The 18,705-nt window shown below is 70.1% G+C and carries 13 protein-coding genes; 3 read left to right on the top strand and 10 right to left on the bottom strand.

What is annotated here, in order from left to right:
- Positions 1-121: 121 nt before the first annotated feature.
- The 8 genes from dxs to ngcE all read right to left on the bottom strand — a co-directional run bounded on the left by dxs (position 122) and on the right by ngcE (position 10,700).
- The gene (dxs, locus tag ACF09E_RS30055) at positions 122-2,041 is read right to left on the bottom strand and encodes a 1-deoxy-D-xylulose-5-phosphate synthase (protein ID WP_073906613.1); all 1,920 of its coding nucleotides are present in this window, start codon (positions 2,039-2,041) and stop codon (positions 122-124) included.
- Between the two features lie 255 nt (positions 2,042-2,296).
- A complete protein-coding gene (locus ACF09E_RS30050) occupies positions 2,297-3,616 on the bottom strand; it encodes a sugar ABC transporter permease (RefSeq protein WP_383435436.1) in 1,320 nt (439 codons plus the stop codon).
- Positions 3,613-4,407, bottom strand: coding sequence for an ATP-binding cassette domain-containing protein (locus tag ACF09E_RS30045; protein WP_319321169.1), 795 nt, complete (start codon positions 4,405-4,407; stop codon positions 3,613-3,615). Before ACF09E_RS30045 ends, ACF09E_RS30050 begins: the two co-directional genes overlap by 4 nt.
- A gap of 304 nt (positions 4,408-4,711) precedes the next feature.
- Positions 4,712-5,776: a sugar ABC transporter substrate-binding protein gene (locus ACF09E_RS30040; RefSeq protein WP_388803090.1), complete on the bottom strand. Its 1,065-nt coding sequence runs from the start codon at positions 5,774-5,776 to the stop codon at positions 4,712-4,714.
- 122 nt (positions 5,777-5,898) lie between these two features.
- Positions 5,899-7,110 (bottom strand): ROK family transcriptional regulator, encoded by a 1,212-nt coding sequence (locus ACF09E_RS30035; protein ID WP_361850617.1) that lies wholly within the window; start codon positions 7,108-7,110, stop codon positions 5,899-5,901.
- A 176-nt stretch (positions 7,111-7,286) separates the two neighbouring features.
- Positions 7,287-8,225: a carbohydrate ABC transporter permease gene (locus ACF09E_RS30030; RefSeq protein ID WP_392208646.1), complete on the bottom strand. Its 939-nt coding sequence runs from the start codon at positions 8,223-8,225 to the stop codon at positions 7,287-7,289.
- Positions 8,225-9,154 (bottom strand): sugar ABC transporter permease, encoded by a 930-nt coding sequence (locus tag ACF09E_RS30025; RefSeq protein ID WP_361850621.1) that lies wholly within the window; start codon positions 9,152-9,154, stop codon positions 8,225-8,227. The genes ACF09E_RS30030 and ACF09E_RS30025 overlap by 1 nt, the downstream gene beginning before the upstream one ends.
- 100 nt (positions 9,155-9,254) lie before the next feature.
- Positions 9,255-10,700 carry an N-acetylglucosamine/diacetylchitobiose ABC transporter substrate-binding protein gene (gene ngcE / locus ACF09E_RS30020; RefSeq protein WP_361850623.1) on the bottom strand — a complete coding sequence of 482 codons (1,446 nt, stop codon included), beginning with the start codon at positions 10,698-10,700 and terminating at the stop codon, positions 9,255-9,257.
- 531 nt (positions 10,701-11,231) lie between these two features.
- Here ngcE and ACF09E_RS30015 point away from each other — a divergent pair.
- Positions 11,232-12,152, top strand: coding sequence for an FG-GAP repeat domain-containing protein (locus ACF09E_RS30015; protein WP_392208644.1), 921 nt, complete (start codon positions 11,232-11,234; stop codon positions 12,150-12,152).
- Positions 12,153-12,314: 162 nt separating this feature from the next.
- On the opposite strand, the gene acnA is transcribed toward ACF09E_RS30015, so the two are convergent.
- Both acnA and ACF09E_RS30005 read right to left on the bottom strand, forming a co-directional pair.
- The gene (gene acnA, locus ACF09E_RS30010; protein WP_392208642.1) at positions 12,315-15,029 is read right to left on the bottom strand and encodes an aconitate hydratase AcnA; all 2,715 of its coding nucleotides are present in this window, start codon (positions 15,027-15,029) and stop codon (positions 12,315-12,317) included.
- A 245-nt stretch (positions 15,030-15,274) separates the two neighbouring features.
- The gene (locus ACF09E_RS30005) at positions 15,275-16,273 is read right to left on the bottom strand and encodes a LacI family DNA-binding transcriptional regulator (protein ID WP_392208640.1); all 999 of its coding nucleotides are present in this window, start codon (positions 16,271-16,273) and stop codon (positions 15,275-15,277) included.
- Between the two features lie 93 nt (positions 16,274-16,366).
- On the opposite strand from ACF09E_RS30005, the gene ACF09E_RS30000 reads away from it, so the two are divergent.
- Together ACF09E_RS30000 and ACF09E_RS29995 are read left to right on the top strand one after the other, a co-directional pair.
- A complete protein-coding gene (locus ACF09E_RS30000; RefSeq protein WP_392208638.1) occupies positions 16,367-18,247 on the top strand; it encodes an amidohydrolase in 1,881 nt (626 codons plus the stop codon).
- Positions 18,248-18,319: 72 nt separating this feature from the next.
- A complete protein-coding gene (locus ACF09E_RS29995; RefSeq protein WP_361854617.1) occupies positions 18,320-18,676 on the top strand; it encodes a VOC family protein in 357 nt (118 codons plus the stop codon).
- The last annotated feature ends 29 nt before the right edge of the window (positions 18,677-18,705 follow it).

Raw genomic sequence — 18,705 nt, 5'->3', positions numbered from 1 at the left:
CGTCGTACCTCCCTGCCATGGGGCTGCCCGTCCTGTGGACAGGATGCACGCCCAGGGGCCGATCGGCACTCCGAAGAGTGAACCGATCGGCCCCTGGGGTGACACGGGGTGACGGTGACCGTCAGTCGCGGGCGGGCTCCACGGCCTGCGCGCTGCTCTCGAACCGGCCGTCGAGTCGCGAGACCAGGCCGGTGACCTGCCGGGCGATGTCCGGGGCGGTCAGACCGATCTCCGCCAGGACCTCGCCGCGGGAGGCGTGGTCGAGGAACCGCGGCGGGATGCCGAAGTCACGCAGCGGTACGTCCACGCCGGCGTCGCGGAGCGCCTGGGCGACGGCCGAGCCGACACCGCCGACGCGGCTGTTGTCCTCGACGGTGACGACGACCCGGTGGCGCTCGGCGAGCGGGGCGAGGGCCTCGTCGACGGGCTTGACCCAGCGGGGGTCGACCACGGTGGTGGAGATGCCGTGGTTGTCGAGGAGGTCGGCGATCTCCAGGCACATGGGCGCCAGGGCGCCCACGGAGACCAGGAGGACGTCCGGCCGGTCCGAGCCGGGCTCGCGGAGCACGTCCATGCCGCCGACGCGGCGCAGGGCCGGTACGGCGGGGCCGACGGCGCCCTTGGAGAAGCGGACCACGGTGGGGGCGTCGGTGACCTCGACGGCCTCGCGCAGCTGGGCGCGGACCTGGTCGGCGTCGCGCGGGGCGGCGAGCCGCAGGCCGGGGACGACCTGGAGGATCGACATGTCCCACATGCCGTTGTGGGAGGCGCCGTCGGTGCCGGTGACGCCGGCCCGGTCCAGGACGAAGGTGACGCCGCACTTGTGCAGGGCCACGTCCATGAGGACCTGGTCGAAGGCGCGGTTGAGGAAGGTCGCGTAGACCGCGAAAACCGGGTGCAGGCCGCCGGTGGCCAGGCCGGCGGCCGAGACCGCGGCGTGCTGCTCGGCGATGCCGACGTCGAAGACCCGCTCGGGGAAGGCCTTGGCGAACTTGTCCAGGCCGACGGGCTGGAGCATGGCCGCCGTGATGGCGACGATGTCCGCGCGCTCCTTGCCGAGGGCGACCATCTCCTCGGCGAAGACGCCGGTCCAGTCCGCGCCGGAGGAGGAGATGGGCAGGCCGGTGTCGGGGTGGATCTTGCCGACGGCGTGGAAGCGGTCGGCCTCGTCCTGGAGGGCCGGCTGGTAGCCGCGGCCCTTCTCGGTGAGGCAGTGGACGATGACGGGCCCGCCGAAGCGCTTGGCGCGCGTCAGGGCGGACTCCAGGGCCTCGATGTCGTGGCCGTCGATCGGTCCGACGTACTTGAGGCCGAGGTCCTCGAACATGCCCTGCGGGGCGATGAAGTCCTTGAGGCCCTTCTTGGCGCCGTGCAGGGTCTCGTAGAGGGGCTTCCCGACGACGGGGGTGCGCTCCAGGATGTCCTTGCCGCGGGCGAGGAAGCGCTCGTAGCCGTCGGTGGTGCGCAGGGTCGCCAGGTGGTTGGCGAGGCCGCCGATGGTCGGCGCGTAGGAGCGCTCGTTGTCGTTGACGACGATGACGAGCGGGCGGTCCTTGGCGGCGGCGATGTTGTTCAGCGCCTCCCAGGCCATGCCGCCGGTGAGGGCCCCGTCGCCGATGACGGCGACGACGTGGTCGTCCTTCTTGAGGACCTCGTTGGCCTTGGCGAGTCCGTCGGCCCAGCCGAGGACCGTGGAGGCGTGCGAGTTCTCGATGACGTCGTGCTCGGACTCGGCCTGCGAGGGGTAGCCGGAGAGGCCGCCCTTCATCTTGAGCTTGGAGAAGTCCTGGCGGCCCGTGAGCAGCTTGTGGACGTAGCTCTGGTGGCCGGTGTCCCAGAGGACCTTGTCCTTCGGGGAGTCGAACACGCGGTGCAGGGCGATGGTCAGCTCGACCACGCCCAGGTTGGGCCCGAGGTGCCCGCCGGTCTTGGAGACGGCGTCCACGAGGAACGTCCTGATCTCGTCGGCCAGCTGGTCCAGCTGTTCCGGGGAGAGCCGGTCCAGATCTCGCGGTCCCCTGATACGGGTCAGCAGAGCCACCCGTGCCTCCTTGCGTTTGAGCTGGTCGAGCTTGCCGATTTGTCGAGTCTAATGTTCCGTCTTGGATCGTGGGCATCGGGCCGGGGGGTCGGGCGTCACTCCCACGGCCTACATGTCGCTGATCTGTACGGCTCCGCGCCCTGGTCCGCGGGGATTCCCGCGGCCCCTGGTACTGCTCCGGACGCAGCAGTGCCCGGCGCCGGTTTCACGGCGCCGGGCGGTGTGGCGGGCGTTACGCGGACGGGGGCGGGGCCCCTAGGCGCGTCCCGCCGTCTTCTGCGTCTTGCGGGAGACCGAGTCGATGATCACGGCGATGAGCAGGACCGCGCCGGTGATCATGTACTGGATCGCGTTCGAGGACAGGTTCATCTGGTTCAGGCCCTGGACGATCGACTGGATGACCAGGATGCCGAGGAGCGCCGACCAGACCTTGCCGCGTCCGCCGAACAGGGACGTTCCGCCGATGACCGCGGCGGCGATGCACATCATCAGCTGGTTGCCGCCGCCGAGGGAGCGGTCGGCGCCGCCGGTGGCGGAGGCGAGGAACAGACCGCCGATCGCGCCCATCGTGCCGGAGATCATGAAGACCGAGATCCGGATCCAGGCGACGTTGATGCCGGCCCGGCGGGCGGCCTCGATGCCGCCGCCGACGGCGAAGACCTGGCGGCCGTAGGTGGTGCGGCGCAGCACGAAGTCGGTGACGAGCAGGATGACCAGGAAGATCACCAGGGAGAGCGGCAGGCCCTGCTCCTGGTTGAAGCCGTACGCGGCGACGAGGACCAGGACCGCGAGGACGGCCGTGCGCAGGATGATCTCGCTCTGCGGGCGGTGCGGCAGGTCGGCGGACTTGCGGCGGCGGGAGTCGCGCAGCTGGGCCAGGTAGAACGCGGCGACGACGGCCACGGCGAGGCCGTAGGCGGCGGCGACGTCGGAGAAGTAGTACTTCGTGAGGTCGCCGACGAAGCTGCCGATCGGGGTCGGGATGGTCGACTTGTCGCCCATCACCCAGGTCTGGAGACCGGCCCAGCCGAGGAAGCCGGCCAGGGTGACGACGAAGGCGGGAACGCCGATCTTCGCGAAGACCAGGCCGTGGAAGGCGCCCAGCAGGGTGCCGGACAGGATGCCGAGGAGGATCGCCAGGGAGTCCGGCATGTCGGTGCCGAGGACGCCCCAGACCGAGCCGGCGAGGCCGGCCACCGAACCGACGGCGAGGTCGATCTCGCCGAGCAGCAGCACGAAGACGATGCCGACGGCCATGATGCCGGGGCCGACCGCGTACAGCGTGATCTGGTCGAGGTTGTACGAGGTGATGAAGTTGCCGGTGAGGGCCTGGAAGACGATGCCGATGACGATGAGGCCGACGACGACGGGCAGCGAGCCGATCTCACCGGAGCGGATCTTGCGCTTGAACTCCTCGACGTAGCCCTTGAAGCCCTGCTCGCGCACGAGCAGGCGGGGGTCGACGGCGGGTATCGCCGCGGCGGCCGGGGCCTCGGTCACCGGGGCCGTCTCGTCGGGGGTACGGGGCTCGGGCACCGCTGCCTCTTCGCTCGCGGTGGGAGGGGTGTTGCTCACTTCGCTACCTCCGCGTTGCGGGCCTGACGGCGGGTCACGGCGTTGTCCGTGGCACCGGTGATCGCGGCGATGATCTCTTCGTGCGTGGTGGTGGCGACCGGGAAGGTGCCGTTGTTGCGGCCCAGGCGCAGCACGGCCACGGTGTCGGCGACGGCCTTCACGTCGGCCATGTTGTGGCTGATGAGGATGACGCCGAGGCCCTGCTCGCGGAGCCGCTCGACCAGGTCGAGGACCTGTGCGGTCTGCTCGACGCCGAGGGCGGCGGTCGGCTCGTCGAGGATGACGATCTTGGGGTCGCCGACCAGGGCGCGCGCGATGGCGACGACCTGGCGCTGGCCGCCGGAGAGGGCGGCGACGGGGATGCGGACGCTGGGGATGCGGATCGAGAGCGTGGAGAGCAGGTCCTTGGCCCGCTTCTCCATGGCGACCTCGTCGAGGACGCCGCCCTTCTTGATCTCGCGGCCGAGGAACAGGTTGGCGACGACGTCCAGGTTGTCGCAGAGCGCGAGGTCCTGGTAGACGGTCGCGACGCCGAGGTTCTGGGAGTCGTGCGGGCGCTGGATCTCCACCCGCTCGCCCTCCCACTCGATGACGCCCTCGTCGATCGGGTGGACACCGGCGATCGTCTTGACCAGCGTGGACTTACCCGCGCCGTTGTCGCCGACGAGCGCGACGACCTCTCCTGCGTGGACTTCGAGATCGACACCGGAGAGGACCTGAACCGCTCCGAACCGCTTGAAGATCCCGCGCAACGCCAGCACGGGCGCCTGCGTCTGGGACACGTGAACCAACTCCTTCGCCGCGCGCGGGCGGCGGCATGTCGCGCCACCGGTGCAGCGCCAAAGTTCGAGGGGGGGCTGAGCTCGTCCGGCCCCCGGACCGACAGCGGGGTCTGGGTCGGCCGGGGGCCGGACGGGCGGAGGGACGGATCCGGTCGACGGGCTCGGGGCGTGCGGCGGGGGCGCGCCCTCTCGCGGGCAGGCGCCCCGGCGGGGCCGTCCGCCCCGTGGCCGGGGCTTCAGGCCCTGTACGCGGGCCGGTGTCGGGATCCGTGGTGCCGGGCCCCCTGGGGGCCCGGCGGGCACGGCTCGGGGGTTACTTGATGCCGAGTTCCGTGCACTTGGCGGCCAGGTCCGAGGTGCAGAGGTCGGCGGCCTTGTAGATGCCGTCCTTGATCACCGTGGTCTGGATGTTGGTCTTGTCGACCACGACCGGCGGGAAGAGCGTCGACGGCACGCCGTCGGTCGCGCCCTGGGCGCCGAGGTCCTTGCCCTGGAGCAGGTTCACCGCGAACTTGGCCGCCTCGGGGGCGAGCTGGAGCGGCGACTTGTAGATGGTGAAGGTCTGCGAGCCGGCGATGATGCGCTGGATGCCCGCGACCTCGGCGTCCTGGCCGCCCACCGGAATGCCCTTGATGCCGGCGTTCTCGAGGGAGGTGATGACGCCGCCGGCCATGCCGTCGTTGGCCGAGTAGACCGCGTTGATCTTGTCCTTGCCGACCGAGGAGATCGCGGCGGACATCTTCTCGCCGGCGACCTTCGGGTCCCACTCGCCGGACGCCTCGTAGGCGATCTTGCCGACCTTGCCGTCGAGCGCGGTGTGGGCGCCCTTCTTGAAGAGGCCCGCGTTCGGGTCCTTCTCGTCGCCGTTGATCATCACGACGTTGGCGGTGGCGGCCTTGGCGCCGAGGGCGGCGAGGAGCGCCTGGCCCTGGAGCTCGCCGACCTTGTTGTTGTCGTGGCTGACGTAGGCGTCGGCGCCCTTGACGGCACGGTCGTACGCGACGACCTTGACGCCCTTGGCCTTGGCCTCGGTGACCCAGCCCTCGGCCTTGGTCGCGTCGACCGGGTCGAGCGCGATGACCTTGATGCCGTCGGCGATCAGCTGGTCGAACTGCTGCTTCTGCTTGACGACGTCGGAGACCGCGTTGTTGTACACGACCTCGCAGTCGCCGCACGCGGCCTTGACGGCCTTCTCGAACTGGGGCTTGTCCAGAGCCTCGTAGCGCGAGGTCTTGTTCTCCGGAAGGAGCAGACCGATCTTGGTCGAGCTGCCCTTGTCTCCGCTGTCGTCGCCGCCGGCCTGGCCGCAGGCGGCGAGCGAGAGGGCCATCGAGACCGCGGCCGTTGCTATGACGGCACGACGCGTCACTGCGTTCATGTGGGGTTGCCTCCCTGACGAGGCCGCGACGTTGCGGCCGAGGTGGCACGAAGTCAACTCGGCCGCACGGTTGCCGTCAAGAAGTAAATTCTTAACGAGATGACAACGGTGGTGTTCGTTATCTAAGTGAACGCAAGGCGTGAGGCCGGAGCGGCCGCCGGCAGGGCACTCTCCAACAGGGTCGAATCGCCCATTTCACTCAGTACGAGGGCCAGGGCGCCGAGCACTTCGGCGCGGCCGCCCAAGGCCCCCTGGGCCAGCGAGAGCTGCCGGGCGGCACTGGGGATCGCGTAGCGCGACACGGAGTCCCTGATGGGCGCCAGAACCAGCTCCCCGGCCTCCGCGAGGTCCCCGCCGAGCACCACCCGGCTCGGGTTCAGGAGATTGCAGAGGTTGGCGATGCCGCTGCCGATGTGCCGCCCGACGTCGGCGATGACCCGGCGGCAGCCGGGATCGCCCTCGCGGGCCAGCTGGACGACCCGCTCCATGGTCAGGTCCGGGCCGTGGCTGGGCTGGAGCAGCGGCAGCACGTACCGGGCGGCGGTGAAGGTCTCCAGGCAGCCCCGGTTGCCGCAGCGGCAGACCGGGCCCGACTCGTCGAGCGTGATGTGCCCGATCTCGCCGGCGGTGCCGCCGGGGCCCCGGTAGACCCGCCCGTCGATGACGAGCCCGGCGCCGACGCCGCTGGCCACCTTGATGTACGCGAGGTCCTTGACGCCCCGCCCGCTGCCCCAGACCAGCTCGCCGAGCGCGCCGAGGTTGGCGTCGTTGTCGACGTGCACGGGCACGCCGAGGCGGCCGGAGAGCTCCTCGGCGGGGTTGATCCCGCTCCAGCCCGGCAGGATCGAGGTCGAGCCGAGGGTCCCGGAGGAGACGTCGATGGGACCCGGGACGCCGAGCCCGACGCCGATGACCTTGTCCCGGCCGATCCCGGTGGCCTCGATCAGCCGGTTGACCAGCTGCTCCGCCCGGTCGAAGCCCTCGGCGGCGGAGGCGTCCACGTCGAGCGGCTCCGCCTCCTCGGCGAGGACCTGGTGGGCGAGGTTGCCGACGGCGACCCGGAGGTGGGTGTGGCCGAAGTCCACCCCGATGACGATGCCGGCGTCGCCGGAGAGCGAGACGCTGCGGGCCCTGCGGCCGCCCGCCGAGGTGGGCGTGACGTCGACGGTGCCGCCGTCCTTCAGCTCCCTGACGATGTTGGAGACCGTCGCGGCGGACAGGCCCGTCGCCCGGGCGATCTCCGCCTGGGTGAGCGAGCCGGCCATGCGCACCGCCCGGACGACCCGTTCGAGATTGGCCCTGTGCAGAGACGTCTGCGACCCCGGAGTCTCCATCGACTCACTCACTCCCACCGTTTTCTCCAACATGTGAACTCTAAGGGGACGCTTTCGGCTTGCTCCCCGTCAAGACCTTGAGGTGGGGAGGGTCTGTGTCACACCGCGCGCCGCCCCACGCCCAGGGCCCCCGGCGCGGTTGCGCCGGGGGCCCTGGGGACTGCGGGACAGGAGTGCTACTTCACGGCGCCGGCGGTCAGACCGGCCACCACCTGCCGCTGGAAGATGATGTACGCGGCCAGGACCGGCAGCATCGCCATCACGAGCCCGGCGAAGAGACCGGACCAGTCGCCCTTGTAGCCCTGGCTGACCGCCAGCTGGACGAGGCCCTGGGAGAGCACCTTCTTCTCCGGCTCGGTGTTCAGCACGGTGGGCAGCAGGTACTGGTTCCACTGCCCGAGGAAGTTGAAGATGCCGACGCTGATCAGTCCCGGCTTCGCCATCGGCAGCATGACCTGGAAGAAGGTCCGGGTGTGCGAGGCCCCGTCCACGAAGGCCGCCTCCGCCACCGAGGTCGGCAGGGTCCGGAAGAAGGCGGTGAGGAAGAAGACGGTGAACGGCAGCGAGTACGCGATGTACACGAGGATCAGGCCGTGCAGCGTGTTCAGCAGGGCCATGTTCTGCATCACGTAGAACAGCGGCACGAGCGCCAGGATGATCGGGAAGCTCATCCCTCCGATGAAGAGGAAGTAGATGAACCGGTTGCCCGGGAAATCGAAGCGGGCCAGGACGTAGGCCGCCATCGACCCGAAGAGCAGGGTGCCGACGAGCGAGCCTCCGACCACCAGGATCGTGTTCAGGAAGTAGTCGCTCATGTGCGCCTCGGTCCAGGCGCGCGACCAGTTCTCGAAGTGCAGCCTGTCGGGCAGCGACCAGGGCGAGGTGAAGATCGCCTTGTCCGTCTTGAAGGAGGTCATGACCGCCCAGAGCAGCGGCATGACGACCATGATCGCCCAGATGATCAGGACGCCGTGTGAGAAGACGTTGAGGGTCGCGCCCTCCTTCTTCGGCTCCTTGCGGGGCGCGGGGGGCGGCGTCCTGGTGACCACGGGCCCGGAGCCGCCCGGGGTGCCGTGGCTCTCGACGCCGGTGGTGGCAGTGTCGGTCGTCTTCATCAGAACTCCAGCCGCTCGCGCCGGCCCACCTTCATCACGACGGCCGCGAAGGCCAGCGTGACGATGAGGAGCGCGACACCGATGGTCGTGGCGTAGGCGGCCTGACCGTCCCGGAACGCCTTCTGGTACACGTACAGCGGAAGGACGATGGTGGAGTAGTCGGGCCCGCCGCCGTTGGGGCCGACGGTCATGATCTGGACGACCGCGAAGGACTCCGCGCCGAGGGCGAGGATGCCCATGTAGATCCAGCCGGACTGCACGGTGTCCCAGAGCAGCGGCAGGGTGATCTTGAAGAAGGTGGTGAACCGGTTCGCGCCGTCGAGCAGGGCCGCCTCGTAGAAGTCCCTCGGAATGGACGCCATGCCGGCCGAGAAGAGGACGACGAAGAATCCGACGGTCGACCAGACGAGAACCACCATCACGCAGATGAGGGCGAGGTCCGGGTCACCCAGCCAGTCGGGCTGGACGTCGCCGAGACCGACCCCCTTCAGAACGGAATTGATCGCTCCGCTGTTCGGGTTGTACGCGAACTGGAAGAGCAGTGCCACGATCGCGATCGAGAGCACCTGCGGGAAGAAATAGACGATCTTGTAGAAAGACGATCCGCGCACACCCGCGATGGCCGCGCCCTTGCGGCGCCGACCGCCGACATTGAGCATGAAGGCGAAGAACAGCGCGAGTCCGACGGTCACCAGGGGCAGCACCAGCGCGAAGATCAGGCTGTGCTGGACCGACTTCCAGAAGACCTCGTCGTCCAGCATTCTGCTGTAGTTGTCGAATCCGACCATCCCGAATTCGGGGCTCAGTCCCGTCCAGTCCGTGAACGAGTAGTAGATGGACTGGATGAAGGGCCAGATGACGAAGAGCGCGTAGAGCGCCAGGGGGGCCGCCAGGAACCCCACGATGAAACGGTACTTGCCGTGTTGCATTCCTACCGACCCCGATCTTCCCGCGAAGGCGCGCCCCTGCTGTGACGCGCGAAGGGCCCGGGGCCCGCTCCCGGTCGGCGGGAAGGGGCCCCGGCACTGCTCACTGGTGCTTGTAGTGCTTGATCGAGGAGTCCTTGGCCGCCTCGTCGGCGTACTTCTGGATCTTCTTGATCGTCTCGGCCGGGGTCGCCCGGCCCGCCATCAGCTCACCGATACCGGCGACACCGATCTTCTCCTTCTGGAGGGCGACGTACCAGTCCTGGAGGCGCGGGTTGACGACGTTCTGGCCGGCCTTCTCCAGCGCCGCGACGCCGGACTTCAGGCCCGGGGACAGCTCGATCCCGTCGGTGCCGCCGTTGAGGGCGGTCAGGGACTTCACCGACTGGGTGAAGTTCTTCGAGGAGGCCTCGCTGAGCATGATGCGCAGCTGCTCCATGCCGCCCGCCGGGTTCGCCGCCTTCGCCGGGACGATGAAGGGCTCGCCGCCGGCGGCCCAGATGGTGCCGAACGGCATCTTGTCCGAGGCGTCGAGGCCGGTCGGGCCCGAGACGGCGAGGCCGAAGTCGGCCGGCATGGTCTTCGCGGCCTCGTTCTCGACCCAGGAGCCGTTCGGGATGAACAGCGCCTTGCCCTCGGTCCAGGCGGTCTGCGACTGGATGTGGTCGAGGCCGGGGGTGCCCTTGAGGATGTAGCCCTTGCGGACGAGCTCGTAGTAGGCCTCGAAACACGCCTTGACCGCGGGGTGCTCCCAGGCCTTCGGCTCCAGGTTGTCGATGGCGTCCAGGACCTCGCGGCCGCCGACCTTGCCGATCATCGGGTAGAGGGAGAAGGGCACGTAGTACGGGTGCTTGCCCGCGTACGTCCAGCCCGCGACGCCCTTCTTCTTGGCCTTCTCGCAGACGGCCAGCATCTCGTCCCAGGTCTCCGGGTACTTCGCGTCGAGCGAGTCGAGGAGCTTCTGGGAGTACCAGACGCCGTAGACCGTGTAGGCGTAGTTCAGGATCCAGCACGGCTCGCCGTCGAACTGGCCCATCTCGACGATGCCGGGCCGCAGGGTGTCGCGGACCTTCTTGCTCGGGTCGTCGATGGACGGCGCGTCCAGCAGCGGGGTGAGGTCCGCCAGCTGCTTCTGGCCGACGAGGACGCCCATGTCCATCTGCTCGGCGCCCGAGTTGTCGATGAGGTCCGGCGGGTTGCCGCCGTTGAAGCGCGGCTGCAGCGTGGTGGTGATCTTCTGGGTCGGGGTGAACTTGACCTTCGCCTTGGGGTAATTGGTCTCGTAGATCTTGACCGCGTCCTTGGCGTACTGCTGGCCGAATCCGCCGTCGAAGAGGACGAAATCGAGCGGTGCCGACTCGTTCACCGCAAGCGGGTTCTTGTCGGACTTCGTCCCCTTCTCGACCTTCTCGTTGCCTCCGCTGTCACTGCTCGCGCAAGCGGAGAGGAAGCCCATGGTCGGCACCGAAATCAGGCCGATCGCGGCAGAACGCTTGATCAGATCGCGACGGCCAAGGCCCTCATTGGTCTGAGCGGAGGTGGATCCCATGCTCAAGTCCTCGCCTTCATTCAGGACTCAGGCGGTGTACCGGTCGCCCGTACTCGCTCGCCACAGGCGAAGGGCCCCGCCACCGCGGTCATTTGCAGCCGGGTCGTGCAGGCGTCGGGCCGTCGTGTGATGGAACCGACTGGCTGGACGCCGACAGGTATAGTCCACTTCCCTTCGCCTGAGCAAGATCGAAAGCAGGTTTTGACGGCCATCTTTCCCGAGTTGAGACCTCCGGGATAAGCACGCTGGATCTGCGGCGTTTCGTCCAACCATTCGTCCGCCCCTGCCCTTGACACCCCCTCAGGCCGACCCGTAATGGAGCGGTGCGCGGGGGGTGCGCCGCGGCGCAGCGAGAAGACATGGGGGGCAAACGGTACATACGACCGGGATCGAAACAGTTCTGTCACAGACACCTTGAAAAGTAAGGATCCTGTGAGGATGACGGGCGATCATAGGGGGACCGCCGACCTCGCGCACGCGTTCGAGCGACCGGTGGGATCGACTGTGTCCCTCTCTCCTATGGAGTACTACGTGGCCAACTCTTCTGGCCTGAACCGCTCGGGTCTCCTGTCCCGTGTCACCGTGGCCGCGATAACGGCCGCCCTCGTGGGCACCACGACGTCGGCGATGGCCGCGGAGACGCCGGTGGCGTCCGCGAAGTCCGCCGACGTCGCCCCGGCCGCCCCGCGCGCCGGCACCTTCGCCGCGACCTCCGCCTCGGTCACCCCGACCAACGCCCTGTACGGCATCAACAGCGCCGGCGACATCTACGGGTACGGCCTCACCGGCTCCGGCGGCCTCACGGCCTCCGAGAAGACCGGCTACGGCTTCCAGTACAAGAAGTTCGTCACCCAGACGGACGTCAACAACAACGGCTCGTCGGACGGCATCTGGTTCGTCGAGAACAACCGCCTCTACTACGGTCCCTGGAGCCAGGACCGTCGTGACCTCGGCGGCGGCTACAACATCTACAACCGCGTCTTCTCGCCGTCCAGCATCGGCGGCGCCGCCGCGGACGACCTGCTCGCCCGCGACAGCGCCGGCGTCCTGTGGCTGTACCTCGGCTACAGCAACGGCGGCATCGCGCCGCGCGTCAAGGTCGGCTCGGGCTGGAACATCTACGACCAGATCACCGGCAAGGGCGACCTGACGGGTGACGGCAAGGCCGACATCGTCGCGCGCAAGAGCAACGGCGAGCTGTTCCTCTACAAGGGCACCGGCAACTACCGCGCGCCCTTCTCCTCCGCCACCCGCATCGGCGGCGGCTGGAACATGTTCAACTACCTGCTGTCGATCGGCGACATGAACTACGACGGCACCGCGGACCTCGTCGCCCGCGACACGGCCGGCGCCCTGTGGCTGTACAAGGGCACGGGCAACGCCTCCGCGCCGTTCCACGCCAAGGTCAAGATCGGCACGTCCGGCTGGAACGGTTTCAAGATCATGTTCTGATCCGTCCGCCGCTCCGGGCGACCGGATCCGGTCGCCCGGACCGCTCGGTCCGTTCAGATCACGCGGATCTTCCGGACGGCTTCCGGGTCCGCCCGGGACCGCCGAAGGGCCCCGCTCCTCTTCCGAGGAGCGGGGCCCTTGCCGTGACCGGATCCGGCGGTGTCAGCCGCGGATCAGGTTGCGGAGCACGTACTGCATGATGCCGCCGTTGCGGTAGTAGTCCGCCTCACCGGGGGTGTCGATGCGGACGACCGCGTCGAACTCGACACCGGTGTCGGTGGTGACCTTGACCGTGCTCGGCGTGGTGCCCTCGTTCAGCTCCGTGACGCCCGCGATGGAGAAGGTCTCCTCGCCGGTCAGGCCGAGCGAGTCGGCCGACTGGCCGGCCGGGAACTGGAGCGGCAGGACGCCCATGCCGATGAGGTTCGAGCGGTGGATGCGCTCGTACGACTCGGTGATGACGGCCTTGACGCCGAGGAGCGCGGTGCCCTTGGCGGCCCAGTCGCGGGACGAGCCGGAGCCGTACTCCTTGCCGCCCAGGATGACCAGCGGGGTGCCGGCGGCCTGGTAGTTCTGCGAGGCGTCGTAGATGAACGACACCGGCGCGCCCTCGACGGTGAAGTCGCGGGTGAAGCCGCCCTCGGTGCCCGGCGCGATCTGGTTGCGCAGGCGGATGTTGGCGAAGGTGCCGCGGATCATGACCTCGTGGTTGCCTCGGCGCGAGCCGTAGGAGTTGAAGTCACGACGCTCCACACCGTGCTCGGTGAGGTACTTGCCGGCCGGGGTGTCGGCCTTGATGGCACCGGCCGGGGAGATGTGGTCGGTGGTGACCGAGTCGCCCAGCTTGGCCAGGACGCGGGCGCCGGTGATGTCGGTGACCGGGGTGGTCTCCATCGTCATGCCCTCGAAGTACGGGGGCTTCCGGACGTAGGTGGACTCGGTGTCCCACTCGAAGGTGTTGCCGGTGGGGATCGACAGCGCCTGCCACTGGGCGTCGCCCGCGAAGACGTCCTGGTAGGACTTGTTGAACATGTCCTCGCCGATGGCGTTGGCGACGACGTCGTTGACCTCGGCCTCCGTCGGCCAGATGTCGGCCAGGTAGACGGGCTTGCCGTCCTGGTCGACGCCGAGGGCGTCCTTGGTGATGTCCACCTTCATGGAGCCCGCGATGGCGTACGCGACGACCAGCGGCGGGGAGGCCAGGTAGTTCATCTTGACGTCGGGGTTGATGCGACCCTCGAAGTTGCGGTTGCCCGAGAGCACCGAGGTCACGGCCAGGTCGTGCTCGTTGACGGCCTTGGAGACCTCCTCCGGCAGCGGGCCGGAGTTGCCGATGCAGGTGGTGCAGCCGTAGCCGACGAGGTTGAAGCCGACCTTGTCGAGGTACGGGGTGAGGCCCGCCTTGTCGAAGTAGTCGGTGACGACCTTGGAGCCGGGGGCGAGGGTGGTCTTGACCCACGGCTTGCGGGTCAGGCCCTTCTCGGTGGCCTTCTTGGCGACGAGCGCCGCCGCGACCATCACGTACGGGTTCGACGTGTTGGTGCAGGAGGTGATCGCGGCGACGGTGACGGCGCCGTGGTCGATCGTGTAGGTGGTGCCGTCGGGGGCGGTCACCTCGACCGGGTTCGACGGGACGCCGTTGGAGACGGCCGGGGCGTCGGAGGCCGGGAAGGACTCCTTGCCCGCCTCGTCGTCGTTCGAGACGTAGTTGCGCACGTCCTGGGCGAACTGCGCGGCGGCGTTCGCGAGGACGATGCGGTCCTGCGGGCGCTTCGGGCCGGCGATGGAGGGGACGACCGTGGAGAGGTCCAGCTCCAGCTTCTCGGAGAAGTCGGGCTCGGCGGCCGGGTCGAGCCAGAGGCCCTGCTCCTTGGCGTACGCCTCGACGAGCGCGACCTGCTGCGCGGAGCGGCCGGTCAGCTTGAGGTAGTTCAGGGTCTCGCCGTCGATCGGGAAGACGGCGGCGGTGGAGCCGAACTCCGGCGACATGTTGCCGATGGTGGCGCGGTTCGCGAGGGAGGTGGCGGCGACGCCCTCGCCGTAGAACTCGACGAACTTGCCGACGACGCCGTGCTTGCGCAGCATCTCGGTGATCGTGAGGACCAGGTCGGTGGCGGTGGTGCCGGCCGGGAGCTCGCCGGTCAGCTTGAAGCCGACGACGCGCGGGATGAGCATGGAGACCGGCTGGCCCAGCATCGCGGCCTCGGCCTCGATGCCGCCGACGCCCCAGCCGAGCACACCGAGGCCGTTGACCATGGTGGTGTGGGAGTCGGTGCCGACGAGGGTGTCGGGGTACGCCTGGCCGTTGCGGACCATGACCGTGCGGGCCAGGTGCTCGATGTTCACCTGGTGGACGATGCCGGTGCCCGGCGGGACGACCTTGAAGTCGTCGAAGGCGGTCTGGCCCCAGCGCAGGAACTGGTAGCGCTCCTTGTTCCGGCCGTACTCCAGCTCGACGTTCTCCGCGAAGGCGGAGTTCGTGCCGAACTTGTCGGCGATGACGGAGTGGTCGATGACCATCTCGGCCGGGGAGAGCGGGTTGATCTTCGCCGGGTCGCCGCCGAGCGCGGCGACGGCCTCGCGCATGGTGGCGAGGTCGACGACGCAGGGGACGCCGGTGAAGTCCTGCATGATCACGCGGGCCGGCGTGAACTGGATCTCCTGGCTCGGCTGGGCCTGCGAGTCCCAGTTGCCGAGGGCCCGGATGTGGTCGGCGGTGATGTTCGCGCCGTCCTCGGTGCGGAGCAGGTTCTCCAGGAGGACCTTCAGGCTGTACGGGAGGCGCGCGGAGCCCTCGACCTTGTCCAGCTTGAAGATCTCGTACGACTCGTCGCCCACGCGCAGCGTGCTGCGGGCGTCGAAGCTGTTCGCCGACACGACAGTCTCCTTCATCAATGTGCGCGTATTACCGCCATGCTGCCGCCACGACTCCCTCGCCGATCCGCTAAGGTAAGGCTTAGTTAGGTAACCCTTACCGGGTGGGCGGCCGCGGTGCGCCGTAAGCAGTTATCTCGATGTCGAGATAACTCTAGTGCATCCCCGCTGCGCGGTCATGCCCGGCATGCCTGTGACGGGCGTCATCCTCGCGCCCGCGACCCGGCCGACCGGAGGCGCGGCGGCGCTCAGCCGCTCCCCCGGAGGCTCGACGTGCGCGGGCACAGCCGGGCCGGGACCGTCAGCCCGCCCGGCGGCGGGTCGGGCAGAGCGGGGTCCAGCAGCGCGGCCAGGGCCGTGACGGCGGTCTCCGCGATGGCCTCGGGCCGCAGCGACACCGTCGTCACCGCCGGGCCGGGGGCGCCGTAGGCGGGATCCTCGCTGGCGCAGACCAGGAGCAGGTCGTCGGGGATCCGCAGACCGTGCCGGGCCGCCGCGGCCAGGACCTGCCGTCCGCCGGGGTCGTACACGGAGTGGACGGCGTCGCACGACCGGCCGGAGAAGACCCGGTCGAAGGCGTGGCCCGGCGCGTCGTCCGGGTCGAAGGCGATCACCGTCGGCTCCCGGCCGCGCTGCCGGCACCACTCCTCGTACGCCCGGGTCACGGCTCCGGTGTAGTACTCGCGGCCGAAGCCGGCGTGCAGGGCGATCCGGTCCGCACCGGCCGCCGCCAGGTGGTCCAGGACCTCCCGGGTGGTCGCGGCGTGGTCGTTGTCGACCCAGACGTCCCCGGGGTGCGGGTCGGTGGGGCGGCCGTCGAAGACCACGGGGATGCCCCTGGCCCGCAGGGCGCGCAGCACCCGGTCGTCCTCGGGACTGTCGAGCAGGAGCATGCCGTCGACGCTCAGGGTGTGCCAGAGGGTCTCGCCGCCGCGCACGGCCGGCAGGACCGTGAGCGCGTAGCCGTGGACGTGCGCGGTGGCCGCGGCGGCGGTGAGCAGGCGGGAGAAGTAGGGGACCTCCAGGTAGTTCCAGGCGGCGCCCGCGTAGGTGGTGACGGCGAGGCCGAGGGTCCCGGTCGGGGTGAGCGGCGTCCGCCGCGATCCGTAGCCGAGGGCGGCCGCCACCTCGCGGACCCGGCGCCGGGTGGACTCGCCGAGCCGGCCCGTGCCGTTGAGGGCGTGCGACACCGTGGCGGTGGACACCTCCGCGGCGCGGGCGATGTCGGTGAGGGTGGGCCCTGCCATGCGCGTCATCGTACGGATTCCGCGGTCCGGGGAGGGTACTGGTTACGACGTTAATCAGCGAGCGTCCGGCCACAGCCAACGTTTGGAGTGGTCATGACTTCTTCCCTGAGCCGGCGCACCGTGCTCGCCGCCGCCGGCGCGGCGGGTCTCGTCGGGGTCGCCGGGAGCCCCGCCGCGGCCGGTTCGCGGCGCCCCCGGTCGGCCGCGCTGGTCGTGCACGGCGCGCGGGTGTTCACCGGCACCCCCGGCGGCCGTCCGGTCGAGGCGGTGGCCGTCGGCCGCGACGGACGGATCCTGGCGACGGGCCGGGGCGGCGAACTGCGCCGCCTCGTCGGCCGGGACACCGAGGTCGTCGACGCGCGCGGCGCGACCGTGATGAGCGGGATCCACGACGGGCACGTCCACCCGCTGGGCGCGGGCAGCCGCTCGCTGCGGCCCTCCCTCGAAGGGGCGGAGACCACGCGCGAGGAACTGCTCGCGATCCTGACCGGCTTCCTGAAGGACGGCCCGGGGCAGGAGCCGGACGGCTGGCTGGTGGTGGAGGACTGGAACCCGGTGGGCCTGCTGCCGCAGGGCACCCTCCCGCACCACTCGCTGCTCGACGCCCTGCCCACCCGCCGCCCGGTCGCCCTCGTCGGCGGCGACGGGCACAACGTCTGGGTCAACGGCCGGGCGCTGGAGATCGCCGGCGTCACGGCCGCCACTCCCGACCCGCCGGGCGGGAAGATCGTGAAGGGCGCGGACGGGCGGCCCACCGGGGTGCTCAAGGACGACGCCCAGCCGCTGGTGACCCGGCACATCCCGGAGCCGAGCGAGGCCGAGCTGGTCGCCGCGTGCGCGCGGGTGCTCGCGCAGGCCGCCGCCTCGGGCGTCACCACGATGATGGACGCCCTGGTCGGGCGCGGGGAGCTGAGCACCTACCGGGCGCTCGCGGCGGCCGGGAAGCTGCCGCAGCGGATCGTCCCGGCGATCCGGCTCGACCCGGAGCAGGCCAAGGACCCGGCGGCGGCGCTCGCCTACGCCCGGGGGCTGCGCCGGGAGTTCGGCGACGTGCGCGGCCTGCGGTTCGGGATGATCAAGGTGTTCCTCGACGGGGTGATCGAGTACCCGGCGCAGACGGCGGCGCTCCTGGAGCCGTATCTGGACGAGGACGGGCGGCCCACCGCGAACCGGGGCGAACTGTACGTCTCCGCCCGGGACTACGGCCGGCTGTCGGCCGTCCTCAACCGGGCGGGCTGGCAGATGCACGCCCACGGCCTGGGCGACCGGGCCGTGCGGACGGCGCTCGACGGCTACGCGTACGCGCGCCGCGTCACCGGACTGCGCGATCCGCGCAACGCGGTCGCCCACCTCCAGCTGGTCGACCCGGCCGACCTGCGGCGCTTCGCCGTCCTGGGGGTCGCCGCCTGCATGCAGCTGCAGTGGGCGGCCGCGGACACCTGGACGATGGAGGCGCTCCTGCCGTACATCGGGCCCGAGCGGCACCGCTGGATGTACCCGGCGCGTTCGCTCGAACGGCACGGCGCCGTGCTCTCGGGCGGCTCGGACTGGCCGGTGGACGCCCTCCAGGTGTGGAACCAGATCCGGACGGCGATCGACCGGCAGGGCTCGCACGGCGAGGGCCCGCTGCACCGCGAGCTGGAGGCGCTGAGCCGGTCCTCGACGCTGCGGATGCACACGTACGGCACGGCCTGGCAGCTGCGCATGGACGGTGAGACCGGGACGGTCCGGGAGGGACGCGCCGCCGACCTGGTGGTCCTCGACCGCGACGTCATGACGTGTCCGGTCGCCGACATCAGCGACATCGCGGTGCGGCTCACCCTGGTGGGCGGCCGCGTGGTCCACGACGCCGAGTCCGCCTCGGGCCGCACGGCGACCGCCGGTCTGGCCCGCGCGGTGGCCGCGCCGCGCCCCTCGTCGTACGCGGCGGTGCACGGCGGCCGGCACCGGGCGTGCGGCTGCTCGGCGCACTGATCCGAGCGCCGGCGCCGCCCGTACGGCCGCGGAGGAATTGCCGCGGCCGTACGGGCGGCCGACGATCGGGACATGTTCAGTGGCGCGCACGTGATCCTCTACACGCCGGACGCGGAGGCCGACCGGGCCTTCCTCAAGGACGTCGTCGGCTTCCCGCACGTCGACGCCGGAGGCGGCTGGCTCGTCTTCGCGCTGCCGCCCGCGGAGATCGCCGTCCACCCGTCGACGGACGAGCCCAAGCACGAGGTCTACCTCATGTGCGAGGACCTCACGGCGACCCTGAAGGACCTGGAGGACCGCGGCGCGGAGATCTCACGCGCCATCACCGACCAGGGCTGGGGTCTGCTCTCCGCCGTACGGCTGCCGAGCGGCACCGAACTCCCCCTGTACGAGCCGCGCCACCCGACCGCGCACACCCTGTCACCCTGATGGCCTACCCCAACAGCAGGCCCCATCTC

It is taken from the genome of Streptomyces sp. NPDC014891, from assembly GCF_043081085.1.
Lineage (GTDB): Bacteria > Actinomycetota > Actinomycetes > Streptomycetales > Streptomycetaceae > Streptomyces.
Note: the sequence above shows the minus strand (reverse complement) of the source record. Positions and strands in the feature narration are given on the sequence as shown.

Excerpts from the sequence above, each read along its gene's own strand:
- ACF09E_RS30040 (WP_388803090.1), bottom strand. The coding sequence starts at position 5,776 with ATGAACGCAGTGACGCGTCGTGCCGTCATAGCAACGGCCGCGGTCTCG.
- ACF09E_RS30035 (WP_361850617.1), bottom strand. The coding sequence starts at position 7,110 with ATGGAGACTCCGGGGTCGCAGACGTCTCTGCACAGGGCCAATCTCGAA.
- ACF09E_RS30030 (WP_392208646.1), bottom strand. The coding sequence starts at position 8,225 with ATGAAGACGACCGACACTGCCACCACCGGCGTCGAGAGCCACGGCACC.
- ACF09E_RS30025 (WP_361850621.1), bottom strand. The coding sequence starts at position 9,154 with ATGCAACACGGCAAGTACCGTTTCATCGTGGGGTTCCTGGCGGCCCCC.
- ngcE (WP_361850623.1), bottom strand. The coding sequence starts at position 10,700 with ATGGGATCCACCTCCGCTCAGACCAATGAGGGCCTTGGCCGTCGCGAT.
- ACF09E_RS30005 (WP_392208640.1), bottom strand. The coding sequence starts at position 16,273 with ATGGCAGGGCCCACCCTCACCGACATCGCCCGCGCCGCGGAGGTGTCC.
- ACF09E_RS30000 (WP_392208638.1), top strand. The coding sequence starts at position 16,367 with ATGACTTCTTCCCTGAGCCGGCGCACCGTGCTCGCCGCCGCCGGCGCG.
- ACF09E_RS29995 (WP_361854617.1), top strand. The coding sequence starts at position 18,320 with ATGTTCAGTGGCGCGCACGTGATCCTCTACACGCCGGACGCGGAGGCC.